The sequence below is a fragment of the Paenibacillus sp. 01T431 genome, from assembly GCF_056398625.1.
On sequence record NZ_JBFTPT010000040.1, the window covers coordinates 1 to 19558 of the forward strand.

Below are 19558 nucleotides of genomic sequence, written 5' to 3' on the forward strand. Positions count from 1 at the left end.
CTCATACGAGACTCATACGAGAAATGTCAGTTGCACCAGCACCTTATGTCAAAAACCCTGAAAAAGATTTTACCCGCAAGAAAAAGTTGCCCTTTGAAACGGTTATGCAACTCCTGATTTCTATGGGCGGCAATAGCCTATACAAGGAACTCTTGGAATCACAGGGCTTTCACGTAAACACCGCAACCACTTCTGCTTTTGTTCAACAAAGGAAGAAAATCTTGCCGTCTGCTGTGGAGTTCTTGTTTCACAAATTTACGCAATCGTATACGAATCTCAAGAACTATCGCTGGTATCGTTTGCTTGCCATTGACGGTTCGGATTTGCATATCACAACGAACCCTGCGGATAGGGACTCCTATTATCAGAGCCAATCGAGCACGAGAGGCTATAACCTTCTGCATTTGAACGCAGCCTATGACCTCTGCAATAGACTTTACGTGGATGCTAATGTTCAGCCACGAAGGCTAAGCAACGAGGGGAGAGCGCTGGCGGCTATCGTTGATCGTTCTCCCATCACTTCTATAGAGATTTTCGGTTTGTCCATCTATTCACGGCAAACTTATCTCTCGAAATTAGTACAGCAAATCTGAATTATCACATTCTACATGTTCATACCCTAAATAGGCTGTGAATTCATTATATGTGTGTTCTTTTCTTTACCTTTAACGTGAAAGGTAAAACATTCTCTTTAATATAATTTTAAGTCTGTTTTTTTTCTTCACGATTTCAAATGGTCGCATCATCTCGTAATCTTCATGTTCGAGCATGTGACAATGCCATACAAAAAGTCCAGCAAAAGGATCAAATCTTGCAATAAAAGAGGTAACGCTACCAGTCGGAGCACGAATCGTATCCTTAAATCCCCTTTCATTAGGTCCAGGAGGAACTGCAAGCCCTGTAAACTTAAGCACTCCAGTGGCATGAAAATGAGCAACGTTAAAAGGCTGGCGCTCAAGAATTTGCATATCAACAACATGTAGATGTATGGGGGGTCATCATTTGACGTATTGATTAATCGCCATATCTCAACAGTTCCGAAGTCTATTTTCTCGGATATAGGATCATTCCACATTTTTCTGTCAAGTAAATTCAACGATCTTCCGTATTCATCTTCCACCCTAACGAGTGTGAGATCTCTAGTCCTTGTTGCCATTTCTCTAGAAAGAAAATTAATTTTCGTTAAGTGATCTGGAAGGGAACTCTAATCTTTTCCTTTTAACGGAGTGGTTACTCTGAACTGCATCACTCCGGTTGTTTCGGGGGAGGCGCCCTTGAAGACATATTTAAGAACGATCATCTTGCCGAAAGATCGAGAAAAATCGACGATCACATCCGCACGTTCAGTCGTAAGAAGGAGGATCTCATTCATTTTCACTGGTTTCTCAAGTAATCCCCGATCAGTTCCTATTTGATATAATGGTTGTCCAGAGTCCAATTTGAATGTAAGGGCTCGACTATTGCAGTAATTTAAAATGCGAAATCGATATTTTCTCGGCTCTACTTCAAGATAGGGGGACACTTTTCCTTTTACCAAAATGTAATCTGCATCAAAAGGTGTGACAATTGAAGGATATGGCAGACGAGGATTGTTTTTATCAGGAGAATCGGGGTAATAGAGCGAGCCATCCAGGTTAAACGAGCGATCCTGAATCATGAGTGGGATTTCATATTTTCCTGACGGTAGATTTAGGGATTGCTCATGCTCATCACGAATAATAAAAAAACCTCCAAGTCCCGCATAATTGTTCAACCTTGTAATGCCCATTGTATGGTCATGATAAAATAACGTAGTGGCTTCTAGGTTGGGATACTCGCACACTTTTCTTTGGAACATAGGTCCTGTTTGTTCAAAATTTCTCGTAAACCAAGCATCAGGGTATCCATCACTATGGTCATGCTGTTTTCCACCGTGCAAATGAACCACAGTCCTAACCTGTGGATTTGTTTTTTCTGCTCCATGAACGGTTGTATCGATGGGAAGAAAATGCTCTTTGGGCAGATCATTCATCCATTTGACATATGTCGTTTCATCCTTTACCACATCGAAAGTAGGGCCTGGGTACATTCCGTTGTAGCCCCATAAGCGGGTAGGCCCTAGATCACGATGTAGTTTTTGTGTAAATTCCCTCATGGTCACTTCATAATACGAACCTTTCTTGTCTCGTTTCATCGGGGAAATGGTTTTTATAATCGGAAGTTTATCGACGAATTTTTGAAGTTTTACTTTTACGGGCATATATGTGGAGACCTCCTCATGGTTAATACCTTAAGAAAGAGTATGAACGACAGATGTCCCACTATGTATTTTTGTGGAGATTTCCTTAATGATTTTTTCAGATACGCTTACAACTTAAATGTTTTGATTCATTTGAGTATTAGATATAATTTTGCAAGTTTTCCATTAGGTATGGGGATAAAGTTCTTGTATTCTCTGCTGCGCTCTCCTCGCAGCTGTGCATAATTCTTTGTAGTAGATGCTTTATCAAAGCCATTGAAAAGTCTATATTTTTGGTTAATACAATGGTCGGTAGCTCTTTTTTTCTTCACCGTTTGAGCTAATGTGTTCGTTCCAAGCTTGGGGGGATTGCAGTGTTATGTAAGTCCACTCTAAATAAGGAATGAAAAAGTATGTAGGTTAAGAAGGTAATTATTACAGTTACTCGTCTCTATAAAAGTAACGCAAGAAGCATCTGGAAGCCTAAGGAGATATTTAAGTTTCTGATAGAGTTTTAATGAAAGTTCATTTTAACGAATAACCACCATTGCTTTTAACGCATAAAAGGCCAGAATCACCTTAATGTGACTACCAGCCTTTATGACTCAAGAAGTAAAATTCGTATGATCTATTCTCGTATGCACCTGTATGTCAAATTTCACTACCGGATAGTACTCCTTCCAATTATCCTTCATTTTACGCCAATATTTTGGCTGCTTTCGATGAATCATTTCTCCTATCCCAAGCATATCAACCTTATTTTTCTTGGAAAATAGGATAAACCGATCGATCTCTTGGGTAATGCTTTCATTTAACGCTCTCTCCCAAGCGGCTACCTCTTCCGAATCGATTTTCGTATCTGTGCATTGTTGACTAGTTAAATTCAGATCCGCATAAATTTCTATTTTGACAATTGCTTTGAGCTGCTGATCCACATTAGGATGTATGACGCTGCGGTTATTAATGTTTTCAAATGTCAGCATCTCCTTCTTTCGCCCGCACCCTATCGTTTCGGAAGAACCGTTCATCTGGCCTGAAGCACGAAGGAAACCTTTTGTTTCCTGTACATGCAAGAAACCGACGAGATGATCGCCTTTAAAAGCAAAAAGTCCCTTCGTCTGTAACAATTGAAGTTTTTTATCTACCTGGTCACTAACAATCTCTATCGACGGAATGCTTATGTCTTTGTACTGGTTAATTAATTCTTGATAGACATCAATGAAAGTAGTTTTATGGGTCAAGGCCGTCGTGTTCCCTCCCTCGGATAAACCCCTTAGTGCTTGAGAAGAAATGGATACGTTTGGCATAGATACTTTTAACGCTTCAAAGGCAGTACCTTCCTTTACGTATACTAAAGTTGAATTCCGAAATTGTCTTAACCGTCGGATATCCTCTAACATCTTATCAATTCCGCTCCTGGCTAGGTCCGCACTAAATATAATGGCCGACGTGTGGCCCCAAAGCAGCGTTCGGTCCGATTTCGATCTCATGAGACGGGCGGCCTCGAATAAGCTTCTACCCTCCGTGGATAAAAAAAACGTTCGCTCCTGCATCCCCTTCGGCTGTTGTCCACCAGTCGTCAGCCTCGCAATTTCAGCCGTTAATCTAACCGCTCCGTTCTCTCCTTTGTCAATGGCAATGGAATGTACGATATGGAGCTCGTTAAGCTCCATACTGCCCTTGCAGCCCGTACTAATAAAGCAAACAACAATTACCGCGACAGCAAACCATTTTCTTGCTTTCATCTTTGCTTACCTGAGAATCGCCTGTTTTGAATCGAACGAAACAATCCGGGCCGTTTATTGCTCATTGAATGCGGCCTACGAACGATAATGTCCGTTAATTCTTCGAACTTAAATGGTGAAGCAGGTCCCAAATAAGGAATGCCGAATGAGCGAAGCGAAGCGAGGTACGTCAAGAGCATAATGATCCCAATCATCACTCCGACATATCCTAGCAAGGATGCAAGCAGCGTCATTCCGAACTGAAGCATACGAATGACATAGTTAATAGCGGTAGGAGGCAGCGTAAACGTGCAAATTCCAGTTAAAGCAGCGACGATAACCATAATGGGGGATACGATTCCAGCTGCTACGGCAGCTTGCCCCAATATGAGGGCGCCTACGATGCTGACAGCTTGTCCGACCTGCTTCGGCATGCGGATGCCCGCTTCGCGCATAATTTCGAAAGCGATCATCATCATGAAGCTTTCCACCACCGCCGGAAAAGGAACAGGCTCTTTCGCCGATGCTATGCTCTGCAGTAACGTCGTCGGTACCAGCTCATGGTGAAACGTAACCGTAGCTACGTAAAAAGCAGGTAGCAGCATGCCTATCATTGCGCTGAAAAATCGAATTAGGCGCATCACAGAGCCGATATAGTAGTTCCAAGCGTAGTCCTCGCTCACTTGGAATGCTTGCAAAAAAACGAACGGCAGAAGCATTACAAAAGGCGTTCCTTGCACAATGACCGCAATTCTGCCGTCAAGCAATGCGCCGATAACTCGATCAGGCCTCTCTGTCGATTCAATTAACGGAAATAAGGTCCCGCGATTATCGGTAATCCACTCCTCCACGTAGTTGCCTTCCAGTATCGTATCCGCTGGAATTTCACTGATTCTTAAGTGGACTTCCTTTAAAATTTCCGGATTCGTTATTCCTCCAACTGACAGAATGATGAGGTTTGTTTTACTCAAGTGACCTACCTTGCGGTATTCAACCTTTAAGATGGGAGACGGAAAATGATAACGGATCAAAGCTAGATTATTGGTCAAGGACTCCGTAAATCCGCTTCTTGGACCTTTCACTACCGCTTCAGTTACCGGTTCATCCACGCTTCGCAGTTGGATTCCAAGCGTATTGATGGATATCGCATATTCTTTTTCATCAAAAAGTAGTACCGATAGGCCAGCCGCAAGAGAGTCCGCGGCATCCTCGATGGTGTAGACCTTCTCGTCCATTCGGAAAGCAGTCAGCAGGTTTTCGTCTTCTTTATATCGAATCAGCATAAGATCAAGCTTCCTCGTATCTGTCATTTCATTTAGATAACATACCGTAGCAGACTGGCCCTGGCTAAAGGCGGAATGAACCATAACCAGATCATCCGTCGCTTGCATGTATTCCTTTAGCAATCGTTTGTTCTCGCAAACGTTGCTCGTGAGCTTTGTTTTGTTGTTACTGTTGTTGCCCACAGCATTCACCTGCTTTTTTTTTCATATTCTCTTTGATCAAAGCAATAAACAGCAGCAAGGCTGGAATGAATAGCTGAAACATAACAAAATACCAAGCCTGGCTGTCATAAAAGGTAGATAGCTCGATTAATCCCCATACTTTGAACTTGGAGACGATAACAAAACCAATGGCCATCGGAATAATGAACATGTGAGGCTTGCGGAGCCGCAGCAATTGTGAAAGACCTTGGTGCGCGGACCAGAAGTATACCGTTATTTTGATAAACGAGCTCATCACCCAAACAACAACGAGCGCGGCATCAAACCGTTCTATGTTGCTGAACAGCTTTATATTTTGAATGAGACTAATGCTCGGGTAAGTAAAGGTTGCCGTCGTCTTGCCCCCAAACAGCATCGTGCACGATAAGATCGACATCAAAAGCAGAAGCAAAGTAATGCCCACGGCACTCATGGCATAAGCAGTCGTGTGCTTCGTCTTACGAACATGCTGCAGGACCATTGATATAAACATCAAATCACCAAACCAGGACATGGAAAGTAAAAGCCCCCTGAGCGGCTGAGCCAGACCGTTTTCCAGTATTGGAAGCAAATATTCGGGGTGATATTGGTTGATCAGCAGCATGTAGATCAACAAAAAGGTGGTTACCGTAACAAAGAATATTATTTCCGAAACACGCGCAAACACTTCAAGGCCATGATAAGCCGCGTACGCACACATGATAGCACCGGCAGACAAATACCAGATCTGCGGAATGAGCGGATTTAAAACGATAATAAAAAACTGGGAAAACTCGCGTAAAACCCAAGACGTTACGTCAATAAAATAGCAGATAAATAAAAAGGCCATAACGCTTCCGATCCAAGAACCAAGCAGATGCGTACAAATGGAAATGATATTTTTATTCGGGTAAAGTTGATTGAGCTTCAAAAAAACGAACAAATTTATGAGCCCCATTATTCCTCCCGCCACTGCCAAGTACCAAGAGTTTCGTTCCGCATAATCGGCAAATGTTGCAGGGGCGTAAAGACTCGAGGTTCCGATCGTTGAAATGACGATTAGGGTCATCATTTGAAAGTTGCTTATTGTCGTGATACGACGTTCCATATTGAACCTCCCTTACCGATTGATTCATTATGCGCTGTAATTGGTAATTTATTCGTAGCATAATTGGGTTGCGCATAAGGAATAATAGCTCAGAGGTGAGATATCATTGTGAAAGCTTATATTATCGTGTCTACTTTTTCAGCCGTCTGGCTTGTTATGGTGTATGTGTTTTTATCTGACTACTATTGGTACCAAAGGATAGCTGCTGGAACATGGGGATTTATACTCGTGAATGCCATTACGCTGGTTCCCGTACTGCTATGTTTCTTTATTGCTGATCGGCTTCAGCCTGTCGTGAAATCGGTAGATTCGCAATAAATTGATTTTATGCGTTCTTCGCTATCAGCTGAGTTTATCTGTTCCTCTCTCTCTATACGAATAATGCCAATGAAGATATTAAGAAGTATTTGGGTTCTGGCAGTTCGCCACAGGAATACAGGTGTATTATAAATAAAAAAAACTGCGATAATCCCGCACTTATTTGGGGTTATCGCAGCTTAATCAGTTTCTTATATCTTGGAAAAAACCTCTTTATATTTGTTAACGAACACATTCGAATCAAGTTATACACCATACCGAATATTGTTAACCTTTGTATTTGTCAATGAAAAGTTTTGAAAGACTCGTTCTCCACCTTTTCCTATTGGCGCTTGCGCTACAAGTCCCACCTTGATTCTCTTATCGACTGGTAAGCTAAAGAATCGCATCATATCGAACTTAACCCCATCCAACGAATAATGGAATGAAAATGAATTATCAACTCTTGCAACCTGTAACCATACATGATTTCCGTTAATATTACACCCGTTAGCGTCATCCGAATGATGATTCGTGACAACACTTACTACAGCATGTGTACCAAAATCTGTCTGTTCGAAGCATGCTTTAGCCCACACCTGGAGATCTTGCATAACCATAATGGTCGCCGCATCGTAAGTATCCCTGAAATCATGAGAAACCTGAACACGCATCACAAAATCGCCAGTAACTTCTTTGTAATAAAATGGAGCATTGCAAAGATTTTCCGGTGTAATTCCTGTTTCGGAAACGGGTCCATTATTACAGAAGAAATCACTTTCTGCAGGGGCTTCAATAATCAGTTTGTCATTTTCATAGGTTGCCTTGCTTTCATTAATCCACTTAAAATCGTCAAATATTGAATTTCCCATTTGAGATTCTCCTTTGTTTAGATAAAATATGATGCAAATTACTAGTTTAAAGTAGCTGATTGCTTAAATACATAGTACCATTTTAAGCTGAGACATCGATATATAACCTAATCAATCTCATTCACATTAGAAAACCGACATGTTTGACAGTTAAATTAAACAGTCTTTAATTAACGCAATAATTCACTAGTAAGAGTTGGACTTTACAATTGATGATTACTTTTCAACATTTTTGAGATGGAACTAAACGATTCATCGAGGTAGGAAGTCCCAACTGATATCTGTGTTGATTATAATAATGAAAATAGCGGCCAATCTCTCTTTGCAATTATATCAAACTTTTTCCATTTTTAACAATTAACATTATCATATATATGGCCGATGATAGACTCCTTAGGAGCATTACATCATTTGAATTGACTGTAGGTTTATTTGTATCTGTATACATCAAGGATAAGCGATACTGCTCTTTTGGATCATTCTCTGCTCTACCGCTATAAACCAAACTAAACCAGTTATGACGGACACGTATCTGGTATCGACGTGACATCAAGAAAAGTCCTTCAGCAATTCATGATTGCTCAACCAGGTGAATGTCCATTCTCTACTTTAATTACAGCTATGAAAAAAGTAGATGTTGTTTAGCTAAGCATAACATTCCCCTGTACTTGAATCCGCGACGAGATAAACGTATCATGATAGAACGTATTATAKAAAAAACAATTCCAAACAGAACCACACGAATCCACTGCTCTATCCATTTCTGATTAGCTTAAGATGGTAATAAACCTGTTTCTTGTTGTCTCTTCGAATGCCATTTTTATTGAATGATCCAAAGCCATTTTGAATGTAATTCACGTTAGGATTAGCGATATTACTCGTTGTCAGATTGTTAAACGTTGCATACCCATTGCCGGTATATGTGTAAATAGCTGCTCCTTTATGCGGCAATGTGAATCGTGAGGTTAATATTCGTCAAGCACAGTACCATTGATGTTACTTATGCCACTACTAATAATCGTATCTGGTAAGAGAATGCCGGCATTGTTCTGAAAGTGGGTAATCAGGGAACAGGGTATTCATTCTGATACCGTTACCGTCTACAGTGTCGCTGATAGCATTATTTGTTGACTTGTGTCCTCCTCCTCCAAAGAATGCTACGGCTGCTGCACGCCAGTTGTTCTAAATCGTGTGACACTGCTGACGCGCCATTGGCTTTACTCGTCCACACAGCGATGCCATCATCTCCATTATTGTGTAAGCTGCTGTTACGAACAGTCGAATTGGGCAGTTGGAATTTATATAATGAAAGCGATATGCTTCTTTCATGCCCAATAGACAGAAAAGGTTTGATATGTATAGATGTTTACACAGAGCAGTCGCCCCAAGCTATGAACCCGCTTGAGGCGACTGTATTTTATTTATTTCAATATGGTTGGAAACAATCCAAATATCAAAACTGCTTATTCGCCTTTTTCCATTCCAATTGGCATCATCATACCATTATCCATCCCCATCATTGTAACGCTGCTCGATTCTTCTTCTCCGTCTACCAAATAAACCTCAGTTTCAAATGCTGGCTCAGCATAAGGGAGGTTTGTGTTTCCGCGGACGAGAATTTGACGGTAATTCCCTGAATGACCTTCGAATCCGTCATGGTCCCACGGCACCCAAGAACGTGCATTGCAATAATGGCAAACGAATGAGCGACGGTAGCGATCCTGGGTACGATTCGGATAGGAGCGATGAAGTAGATGCGAATGGAAAAATAAAACATCTCCAGGACTTAGCCGAACAGGTATGGCAGGAGGATAGTTTGCGACAACCTTAGATAGCGTATTCACATTATCGTCTAAATGGCTCACATTCTGCACACCATTCAAATCCTCGAATGCATCCACCGCGTGCACATTTCCTCCTCCAACACCATCAGGAGGATATATGGGTTCGTGGTTCGAACCGGGTACAACCCATAAGCAGCCATTTTCTTCATCTGCTTCCTCTAAGGCGATCCACGCTCCGATTAACGTATCCGGATGCGTCTTAATATAGCATGCATCCTGATGCCAGCCTTGACCGCCTTTTCCAGGAGGATTTAAGAAAAGCATGGACTGAAGGGCGTATACATCCGGCCCGACCAATGCCTCTGTAACATCGACTATTCGAGGGTTAAGCATGCCCCTCTCCGCTGCTCCGCTAAAACGAGACATCATATGAATACGTGTCGCCTTTGCAAATTCCTCTTTGAGAGGGTCCTTGCTATCACGATCTGCCTGATTATCTAGCTGAAGGCTATTAAGCCTTGATTGCTCTGCTAATTCATATAGCTCGTCGATGTCTTCTTTTGACAATAAGTTTCTGACAATTAAGTAGCCTTCTCTGTGATAGTGGGAATAATCCTTCACGCTTACTAAATAGCGGTTATCCCTCGCACGTGATTTAGGTATATAAAACTTCCCCATAACCAGTTCACTCCCTCGATTTATATGCCTACCCCCTAATTTTAGCGTGATGAAGCAGCACTCTCCATAGTCTAAAACCGGCAAATGATGTGTTTATTTGACCAAGGAATTCACCAAAATATTTCGATTTAAAGGATAAGGCGTGTACGGGTCCAATACGGATACCGTATGGCGAAATAAGGGATCCTGGCACCTTTTTATGTAATCCGATGCCGTTATTCCTCGAACTTTTTTATACATTTTTGAGAAATGGTGTTCATCACCGAAGCCTACTGAATAGGCAATCTGTTTCACTGTGCCGGTGCCCCTCATCATCAATATCTCAGCACGCCGAAACCGTAATTCGAGCAGCATCCGTTTGGGGGACATGCCCGTGGTAGCGACAAACATTCGTGTGAAGTATTCATGTGACCAGCCCGATATCGCTGCGATTTCTTCAATCTTTACGGAATCGGTCAAATGCTCTTCCATATAAGTAATCGCGTGTTGAACAGGAATAGGCAAGGGAATGGCTTCCCCTTCCGCAACTTGTGAAGAAAAGGACGATAGTTCTTCTAGAGAGGCGGAAATCAAAACGGCAAGCCTTCTCCGCCAATACGCAGGCTGGTGATTCGCAATCCAAAGTATTTTCTCCATTAAGCCAGTTACGAGCATATGGCGCCCTGCCAGGAACATATGCCCTTCTCGGAGCAAGGCCACGAATCGTTCGTCCGCTTTCCGCAGTGAGGCATAATCAAAATGCACAAACAAATGCCGTACGTTTTTTTCCGGCGCAAACCGGTAGGTATGCCAGTCACCTGGGCGTGTGAATATGAAGCATGGCTCATTAAGAACAAATAGGCTTCCGCCTATCTCATATTCCGTTAGGGTACCATCGGGAAAGTAGACTAATTCGAAATCGTCAATTTGCCTGGGCCCGAGCACAAATCCAGCTTGGATGACAAAGTCTCCTGCGTTATGGACTAATGGCAATTGAAAGGTCTCTTGCTCTTGTTCACTCATATTCATCAACTCCCTCTCTATCTAATATGTACAGTCAAAGGAATTATTTTATTTGTCCCTTCGCTTGAAGATATCATATAAATATTCTAATGCTAATAAAAGAAAAATACCTACTAGTATTAGCGGCATTCAGATATTGTATATGACGGCCTTTCTGTGACCGGTCGTATAAGGCCAAGTTTCATTTGTGGTTTACACATTATATGACTGATACTCTCACTGATCCTGTTGAGCTGGTCGTGGTAAAAACTCAGTCAGAGGTATGAATGCCTCCTTCGAATCATCACATACATTCAGTCGATACTTGCTGCTGATCCCCTCCGGACAGTATGTATGGAAAAACGAAGCCATATCTTTCCCTCCACTCAACTTCATCGACACAAAAAAATGGACATCTTCGTTCCTAAGAAACGGATGCCCACATATGTTGTATAACAATATTTAAAAATACTAAAAATTATAGGATCGTCAACATAGGAGAAATACGGGGCTCGCGGGCATCGCTGTACGATAAGGAAACGGATGGAGGTCTCTTAGGTCTCAACCCGTTTTTTTATGATCGGTTTATCCTTTTATGCCGGACAGTGTTACCCCTTCAATAATATAACGCTGTCCGATCATGTAAACGACCAATACCGGGAGCAGAGCGATTGAAGCACCAGCCATCATCAGCGTCCAGTCCGTCGCATACATACCTCGGTATAGATTCAGCATCATAGGTACCGTAAATTGCTCCGGGCTGTTGAGAAAGATAAGCGGATAAAAGAAATTGTTCCACATGCCCAGAAACGTAAATATGCCGAGTGCTGAAAGTGCAGGCTTGACAAGCGGAAGCATGATGCGCGTATAGATCGTAAAGCGATTGGCACCATCCACAATGGCTGCTTCTTCCATTTCCTTCGGGATGCCTCTAAAAAATTGGCGGAGCAGAAAAACGCCAAAGGCATTTAATAAGGCAGCAGGCACGATGATCGACTGATGCGTATCGAGCCAGCCGAAATTTTTCATCATCAAGTACAGCGGGATGATTGTCACTTGTCCGGGCACCATCATCGTTGCCAGAAACAATATGAACAGCGGTTCCCGGAATGGGAACCGGATTTTGGCGAAAGCGTATGCAGCCATCGAGCATGTTATCAGCTGCGCGAATACGACGATGACATTAATATAGAAGCTGTTAAAGTAAGCTCGCCCGAATGGCAAGGCCGTCAACGAAGTTTTGAAATTGGACCATACGAACGGTTCTGGAATCCATTTAGGCGGAACGACGAACACTTGGGACAAATCTTTTAGCGCACTGAGTATCATCCATAGGAAAGGCAGCCCCATGATGCAGGCCCCAATGATCAGCACGACATGAAGCACCATCGTAGAGGGTTGAAGCTTTTTCGAATTCATGAGTTTTCTCCTTCCCGGTCATCCTTATTCTTCGTAATGAACCCAACGTTTGGATATTTTCATCTGCAGCAAGGTCAGCGTCAAAATCATCGCAAACAGCGTGACAGCGGCCGATGTGCTTGTACCGAAGGTAAAATCAACAAATGCCGAGTCATAAATGTGGTATACAAGTGTATAACTGGCTTTTGCAGGTCCACCCGAGGTCATGACAAAGGATTGATCAAACACCTGGAAAGATCCGATCACGGACATGATGGTGACAAAAAATGTAGTCGATGACAACAAAGGAACCGTAATATGCCGCAGCTGCTGCCATTTGCTGGCGCCGTCAATTTGTGCAGCCTCGTAATATGTCGCTGATATTCCCTGTAATCCGGCAAGGAAAAGCACCATACTGCCTCCAAGTCCCATCCATATGCTAAGCAGCGCAATGGAAGGCATTACGAACCGCGTGTCTGTCAGCCAACGGGGACCTTCAATTCCGAACCAATCTTTTAAATATAAATTAATCAACCCAAAATCCGCGTTAAAGAGCCACATGAAAACGACTGCTACAGCTACGGACATCGTAATGTTAGGCATAAAATAAATGAGCCGGTAAAGGATCTTTCCTTTTACTTTATTTAAGCCAATAGCAACAAGCATCGCCAGAATGATGCCGGTCGGTACGGTGAGAACGGTATAATACAGCGTGTTAACAAGCGCGATCCTGAAATCGGGATCTTTAAACTGCCCCAAGAAATTGTCCAGTCCGACAAAGGTCCGTTCACCGAAGCCGTCCCAGCTCATTAGACTGATGGCGAAAGCCAATATAAGCGGAATCAACGAAAAGATAACCAAACCGACCATTTGCGGAAAGATGAAAAAATATCCCCAAAGGCTGTCCACCGTCTTCGTCCTCATGAAATGACGTTTCGTATCTGTTTGGTCTATTGACGGAGAGGGCCCATTATTAACGGCCGTTTTCATATCCATGTTCGCCACGCCACCCTTCCTCTATTATAGTAAGAAGGAAGGGATTTCCGAATGTTCGGAAGCCCCTTCCATTCCCTTGTGAAAGGACTGCTGCTTGCTTATTTTTTTCCTTTGTATTCCTCAATCTTCTTGTTCGCCAATTCCTCGATTTCCTTCATTGCTGTATCCAAATCCTCATTTTTCAGCCATAGCGCCTCAAAACGGGAATTAATATCATTACTTAGACCGGGAATACCCGCTTCAAACGGGGTTAATGCATAGCCGATTTCACGGGCATCCAGGAAAAACTGTGCATGCTCGGGAAGGTTCCCTTCAAGCACTACTTCATCTGCTCCCGATACCGAAGGAACGGCATTGCCACCTCCTTGAAGACGATAGGTTTGACCTTCCTTATTGACGAATTCCGACAAGAAGGTGTACGCCGCCTCTTTATGCTTGGTAGTCTTATTCAGTACCATATAGGCTGTCGGGATACCTGCAGGCTCGATTTTATTGCCGGTATTTGTCGGCCAGGTGACGATATCGTACTCGAGGCTATCGTTTTTCTTGAACAACGGCAGGTACCAGCGCCCTGCGCCGACAAAGCCAACCTGATTGGACATAAACATCGCATCGCCGCCTTGTCCTTTTGGAAGCGTACCGGCAAATGTAATGTTTTTACTCTTGACGTTATCATATAAGAATCGGAATGCTTCGACCGCTTTCGGATCCGTGTAGCCGATATATTTGCCATTGTCGTCATAAACCTTTCCGCCGTTAGAGGTTACCCAACTGTGTGTGCTGTTCCATGCATTATCAAGTACGTAACCATATTTGCCGCTTTCGCGGATTTTATCGGTCATTTCCTTAAAGGCATCCCAGCTCCACTTACCCTGTTCCTGCAAATCGGCTGGCATTTCAGTAATGCCTGCGTCCTTTAACACCTTCTTGTTATACCAAAGCACCATCGGGTTATTGTCTACCGTGGCCCCGTATATTTTACCATCGCGCTCAGCGGCTCCCCATAGGCCAGGAAAGAAATCCTCCTTCTTAACCGCGCTTCTTGCATCATCCATTAACGGTGTGAGTTCCTCGATGCTGCCGTTTTCAATCAATTTAACAATAAAAGCGTCACCGGCATAGAAAATGTCTGGGGCCGTTCCGCCACTCAATTGCGTTAAGATTTTTTGATCGTACTCCCCCGGGATCGGGATTAACTCTGCTTCAATTTCAGGATGCTTCTTATTAAAATCGTTTGTGAAATCTTGAAACCTTGTTAATTCTCCCGGATTTCCCCATGTAGCCCACTTGATTTTCACTTTCCCCTCTTTTGGACTGTTTGTTCCGGCTTCTTCTCCATTAGACACCCCGTTGTTGCCACCACCGCTCGTACCGCAGGCTTGAATCAAAGCAGACACAGCAATAATCATGATGAGTAGAGACCATTTGAGCTTTTTCATTCTCTTTTTCCTCCCTCAAGATATCTAATTTTCACTCAAAAATATTTTGTAAGCGCTTTAATTATAGTTCATTGTCAAAGCGGGTTTGAACGGTTTATGTTCCGAAAGAGTGTCTTGTTTTCCGCAATTAGCATGATTTTATTTTCGCAACAAACCTTGAAATTCGGCTGGAGATACACCTACGATCTTTTTAAATTGCTTGCTAAAATATTTTACGTCGTTAAAACCAGACTGCTCGGCTACCTCATATACCTTGAGCGATGATCCTTGCAGCAGCTCCTTCGCTTTCTTTACGCGCAAGGCGATCAGGTGGTCGATGAAGTTCTCTCCTGTCACACGTTTGAACATTTCGCTGAAATAATTCCTGCTAACATTTACCGCATCAGCCACTTCCTGCAGGGAGATCGATTCCCTATAATGGCTCTTGATATAGTCAGCGGCCTCCATTACGATCCTTTGGTGCAATGTTTTATCCGGCCGCGGAGAGTCTTCACCGCCCACGATTGTTTGGTAGCCATCTTTTACATGTTGAATGACCTCAGTGACATAACACAGCCTGCCAAGCTCCCGGATTTTCCGGATGATGGAAGAATCTGCGTCTTTGAATATGGCAAACAGGCTAAGCAATTCCTCTGCCTCCTGCAGCACTTCCTCTTTCGATCGATATTGCGGTAACCAATGCTTCATGATTTCATTTATTATTTGTTCTGATCTGGAATGAAAGCCCATCGTTAACGACTCTTTGAGATCGTGTAAGGCTGTCGCAAAAGGATAGGGCGATGCCGAAATGGAATCCGTTTGCTCCTCAGCAGCAATCAAGCGACACGGTCCGAGGAAGAAACCGACCGCTAGCATTTTTTTCGCCTCCATGGAGGCATTCTGAAGTTCAAGATAATTCTCATAAACGACGCTGAGTCCTATGGATACTTGCAGTAGGTGCGACTCGGTATGCTGCGAAAACTGCTCGATAAGCTCATAAAACGTGGCATGCATGTTTGGGTGTACAGGAAGAGCAGCCAAAAGCAAGTCCGGACGAAGCATGACCGACACATAGGAACCAAATGCTTGATAGAGTACCTGTTTGAGCACTTCTCCCAGCTCCGTTAGGAGATCATTCCTTTCAGCATCCGTTTTGCCAAATACGTTGATCCCCAATGCGGCAATACGGTAGCTTTCTTCCGGGCATTCTGTCTTTATTCGTTCGATAGCAGCCAAGTCACCGCATAGCGCTTTGCAGAATGTCTTCTCCAGCATTTTCAGCTTATTAGCGAGCTGTTGGTCTTCAAACTGCTGAACGATTTGTCTGTTCTCGCTTTCTTCCTGAAGCTTTTTTTTCATTTGATTCAGAACCGTTATGAGTGAATCCGAATTAAGTGTCGGCTTCAAGATGTAATCGCTGGCCCCTAACCGGATTCCTTCCCGCACATATTCGAAATCATTATGACAGCTGAGCAGCAACACCTTGACCCAAGGACATAATTCTTTAGTCTTGCGCGTGAGCTCGAGTCCATCCATCACAGGCATAGCAATGTCGGTGATCAATATATCAATCTCTTGATTCTGAATCCATTTCATTGCGTTTTGCCCGTTTGACGCTTCACCAACCAATGTAAATCCGTGTCTCTCCCAATCAAAAGTGGTACGAAGCCCGATTCGCGCTATCTTCTCGTCATCAACCAATAGCACTCTGTACATAAGTTTCCTCCTTTGAATCAGCAATCGTAATAAGCACCCGGGTCCCTTCGTTTTTGATACTTGAGATGCTGAGACCGTATGTATTTCCGTAATATAACTGGATGGTCTGATGAACATGATTCAGCCCGATATTGGTCATCCCTTTATTGCTGCGCTCTTTATCGTTCATCTGCAGTTGATGAAGCCTTCCTTCATCTATTCCGATACCGTCGTCGGTTATTTTGACCACGATATTTTTCCCGTTTTGTTCGACTTCGATATCAATTGATCCATCTGCATCCTTTGGAGCGATCCCATGGAAAATGGCGTTTTCGACGATGGGCTGAAGCAGCATTCGGGGAATTTGTATTTTTTTGAGCTCCTCCCGGCAATGGATATTTAAACTGATTTTGTTATCATAGCGGTATTCCTGAATGATCATATATTTCTGGAGCAGTTCAAGCTCCTCCCCGAGTGGAATGAAAACGCCATTCCGTTCAAGACTGCCTTCCAATATTTGAACCAGCGTAGTGACGGCGTTATCTACATCATTGGTCCGGTTCAATTTAGCCATCCACCTAATCGAGTTCAGCGTATTATAAAGAAAGTGAGGGTTAATTTGATAGCGGAGCGCTCGTACCTCCGCCTTTTTTTTCTCCGATTCCTCCTTGGCGATTCGGGCGATTAACAGATCGATCTGTTTGATCATTTTATTAAAGCTGCGGCCCAGCTGCCCAATCTCGTTCCGGCCGACGCTCTTGCTCCGGACGCTCAGGTCGCCGTTCTCGCCTTTACGCATCAATCGGCTCAGATTAACTAACGGATTACCGATTTTACGGGTAACGAAATACCCCATGCCCATTGCAGAAAGGATGCAGCAAAGTGCAATCCACATCGTGAATTTCCGGATACTGGCCGAATCGGCTGTCAGTTCCTCGAGAGGTACAACCCCAACCACATCCCAGCCGTTATACAGGCGTTCAGGAATCACCAGCGTGCTTTTGTTGTCTTTGTTATATTCCGTCGCTTGCGAAGGAAGGATGAGCTTGGACTCTTTCCCATACTGCTTGGAATCCGGATGATAGAAATAACGGTTCTTGTCATTTGTGACGTAGATGTAACCCGTATCCCCAAATTGAACGCGGTCAAGCTCATCGATCAGAACCTCGCCCATAATCTCAAAAAACATCACGCCGATAATGTCGCCGGTTTCCCAGCTTCGTATGGCGCGGCCAAGGCCGAATACAGGAAACCCCATTTCCGTTTTTTTTAAATAAGAGTTTTGAGAGAGTCCGAACCAAACGCTATTACCGTTTGCTTCCAATATCGCTTTATACCAGTCGGAATCCCATTGATCCAGAGACACCAAGGAGTCCGAGCTTAATACCGAATTGTTGCGGTTCACATCGAATATATAGATATCGAGGATTTCTGACGAATTAATCATGATGGATGTTAGGATATCTTGTCCATCTTGAATCTTGAGCGTGGTTTCATACAACTTCTCTTTCGATTGTTCCTTCAAAATATTGTGGATGACCTTACTGTTTAACAGCATCATGGACGAATCATCAAGCTTTTTGAAATAAAGGTTCAGCTTATCACTCACCTGTGTAATAGTAAGCGAGGCTACCTTACTGACTTGTTCCTCTACGATAGAGGACGATTTATGGTAAGACAAAAAACCCATGACCAGAACGGGAAGCGTCATGCCAATAAAGCAGAACCAAAAGAGTTGGGCTACAATGGAATGAAAATGACGGAAACGCATGGTCGTTCCTCCTTTATATTCAACATTAGTTTGCTGAACTCTATATTACTCAAACTATAACAGCGCTTACAATAGTTCATATTAAAAAAATAGATTATCTTCTACTCTTTCTCTTTTTTTTATGAAGGTGCATTTTGCAATAATCAATGCCCTAGAACCATAAGGTTTTCTGAGCATAACAAAGAAACTTCACCCTGACTTGGAGTTTTTCAAGTAACCAACCCGAAAACGAGCCAAGCAAGTGAAGTCACTTGTATATTCTCCAAGAAAGCCTATTATTCTTTAACAAACTGCAAGTACCGCTTGAGAACATCGATACATTTACAGGCCTGCATCGCCGTTTGAATGTGGATCTTCGCTTCCGTTACCATTGCAGGCTTCGGCTTGATCGGGAAGCTCCTTCGGTAGCGACGTTAATCCGCATCATCGCCGAGAAGACAATTCAAGAACTTGCTAAGCGCCTATTTAATGATCTTGTCACACGCTGTATGCAAGAAGGAGTCATCGATGGGAGTCATATGGCTGTCGATAGTGCAACGATTCATAGCTATGAGAAGTAGCAACCGAAACGCAAATTAGAACTGACTGGAAATGCCAACTGGGGTGCGAAGTTCGACTCCTTCCGCAACAAAGTCGAGTGGTTCGGCTACAAGCTTCATCTTGCCGTTGATACCACAAGAGAGCTACCTATGGCGCTATCGATTACACCGGATCATGTTAATGACAGCGATATGGCCCCCTGCTCTGATAAAAGATACCGATACCGAAAACCAATAATAAATATGGCAGTTTTGATGATCTTCTTAACGAACTGGCAATCGCATTTGAAATTGGATTATAACCTCTGGACAAAAGAATAATGACAGAACTCATAATTGAGAAAAATAATTCCCAATAAGTTACAGAAACACTTCTCAAATGGGGGGAAATAGCGGTGATTTTTTTATTACGTCCTTGTATAGGAATAATGAGGTTTTTTTCAAAAAAAACGCCCCGAAGGGCGAAGCATGTTCCTCCACTATCGTACCCGTTAACATTCCTGTAGGTGTTAGTAGATTCAATTTGCAGTAAAACGAACGCCCCGCTAGGATGAGTATGTACTGGGTTGGAGCCCTCAGAACTCACCTTAGGAGGCGTTATTATGAAGTCTAGACT

General features: G+C 43.1%; 14 protein-coding genes and 2 pseudogenes. 3 read left to right on the forward strand and 13 right to left on the reverse strand.

Annotated elements, in window-relative coordinates:
• A partial coding sequence (locus tag AC1DM9_RS34020) for a transposase (protein WP_477584447.1) occupies positions 1-593 on the forward strand: 593 nt, incomplete at its 5' end.
• A gap of 72 nt (positions 594-665) precedes the next feature.
• Here AC1DM9_RS34020 and AC1DM9_RS34025 read toward each other — a convergent pair.
• The 4 genes and pseudogenes from AC1DM9_RS34025 to AC1DM9_RS34040 form a co-directional block, all read right to left on the reverse strand.
• Positions 666-2239: pseudogene (locus AC1DM9_RS34025) on the reverse strand (multicopper oxidase family protein).
• Between the two features lie 584 nt (positions 2240-2823).
• Positions 2824-3963: a Ger(x)C family spore germination protein gene (locus AC1DM9_RS34030; RefSeq protein ID WP_477584449.1), complete on the reverse strand. Its 1140-nt coding sequence runs from the start codon at positions 3961-3963 to the stop codon at positions 2824-2826.
• A complete protein-coding gene (locus tag AC1DM9_RS34035) occupies positions 3960-5408 on the reverse strand; it encodes a spore germination protein (protein ID WP_477584451.1) in 1449 nt (482 codons plus the stop codon). The genes AC1DM9_RS34030 and AC1DM9_RS34035 overlap by 4 nt, the downstream gene beginning before the upstream one ends.
• The gene (locus AC1DM9_RS34040; protein WP_477584453.1) at positions 5392-6513 is read right to left on the reverse strand and encodes a GerAB/ArcD/ProY family transporter; all 1122 of its coding nucleotides are present in this window, start codon (positions 6511-6513) and stop codon (positions 5392-5394) included. Before AC1DM9_RS34040 ends, AC1DM9_RS34035 begins: the two co-directional genes overlap by 17 nt.
• Before the next feature lie 108 nt (positions 6514-6621).
• On the opposite strand from AC1DM9_RS34040, the gene AC1DM9_RS34045 reads away from it, so the two are divergent.
• Entirely contained in the window at positions 6622-6831 is a 210-nt protein-coding gene (locus tag AC1DM9_RS34045; RefSeq protein ID WP_477584455.1) for a hypothetical protein, read from the forward strand.
• A gap of 245 nt (positions 6832-7076) precedes the next feature.
• On the opposite strand, the gene AC1DM9_RS34050 is transcribed toward AC1DM9_RS34045, so the two are convergent.
• The 8 genes from AC1DM9_RS34050 to AC1DM9_RS34085 form a co-directional block, all read right to left on the reverse strand.
• A complete protein-coding gene (locus AC1DM9_RS34050) occupies positions 7077-7682 on the reverse strand; it encodes a DUF1349 domain-containing protein (protein ID WP_477584457.1) in 606 nt (201 codons plus the stop codon).
• A 1463-nt stretch (positions 7683-9145) separates the two neighbouring features.
• Complete coding sequence (locus tag AC1DM9_RS34055; RefSeq protein WP_477584459.1) at positions 9146-10144, reverse strand: phytanoyl-CoA dioxygenase family protein; 999 nt, start codon at positions 10142-10144, stop codon at positions 9146-9148.
• A gap of 93 nt (positions 10145-10237) precedes the next feature.
• Positions 10238-11146 carry a helix-turn-helix domain-containing protein gene (locus AC1DM9_RS34060; protein ID WP_477584461.1) on the reverse strand — a complete coding sequence of 303 codons (909 nt, stop codon included), beginning with the start codon at positions 11144-11146 and terminating at the stop codon, positions 10238-10240.
• Positions 11147-11710: 564 nt separating this feature from the next.
• Positions 11711-12544 (reverse strand): carbohydrate ABC transporter permease, encoded by an 834-nt coding sequence (locus AC1DM9_RS34065; protein ID WP_441883890.1) that lies wholly within the window; start codon positions 12542-12544, stop codon positions 11711-11713.
• Positions 12545-12568: 24 nt separating this feature from the next.
• Positions 12569-13447 (reverse strand): carbohydrate ABC transporter permease, encoded by an 879-nt coding sequence (locus tag AC1DM9_RS34070; RefSeq protein ID WP_441884027.1) that lies wholly within the window; start codon positions 13445-13447, stop codon positions 12569-12571.
• 170 nt (positions 13448-13617) lie between these two features.
• Complete coding sequence (locus tag AC1DM9_RS34075) at positions 13618-14958, reverse strand: ABC transporter substrate-binding protein (protein WP_477584463.1); 1341 nt, start codon at positions 14956-14958, stop codon at positions 13618-13620.
• Positions 14959-15096: 138 nt separating this feature from the next.
• Positions 15097-16653, reverse strand: coding sequence for a response regulator transcription factor (locus AC1DM9_RS34080; protein ID WP_441883884.1), 1557 nt, complete (start codon positions 16651-16653; stop codon positions 15097-15099).
• A complete protein-coding gene (locus AC1DM9_RS34085) occupies positions 16631-18403 on the reverse strand; it encodes a cache domain-containing sensor histidine kinase (RefSeq protein WP_477584466.1) in 1773 nt (590 codons plus the stop codon). The genes AC1DM9_RS34080 and AC1DM9_RS34085 overlap by 23 nt, the downstream gene beginning before the upstream one ends.
• A gap of 290 nt (positions 18404-18693) precedes the next feature.
• On the opposite strand from AC1DM9_RS34085, the pseudogene AC1DM9_RS34090 reads away from it, so the two are divergent.
• Positions 18694-19143, forward strand: a pseudogene (locus AC1DM9_RS34090) (transposase); the annotation flags it as partial.
• On the opposite strand, the gene AC1DM9_RS34095 reads toward AC1DM9_RS34090, so the two are convergent.
• Positions 19121-19558 (reverse strand): hypothetical protein (locus AC1DM9_RS34095; RefSeq protein WP_477584469.1); only part of this gene is annotated, 438 nt, incomplete at its 5' end. The pseudogene AC1DM9_RS34090 and the gene AC1DM9_RS34095 overlap by 23 nt on opposite strands.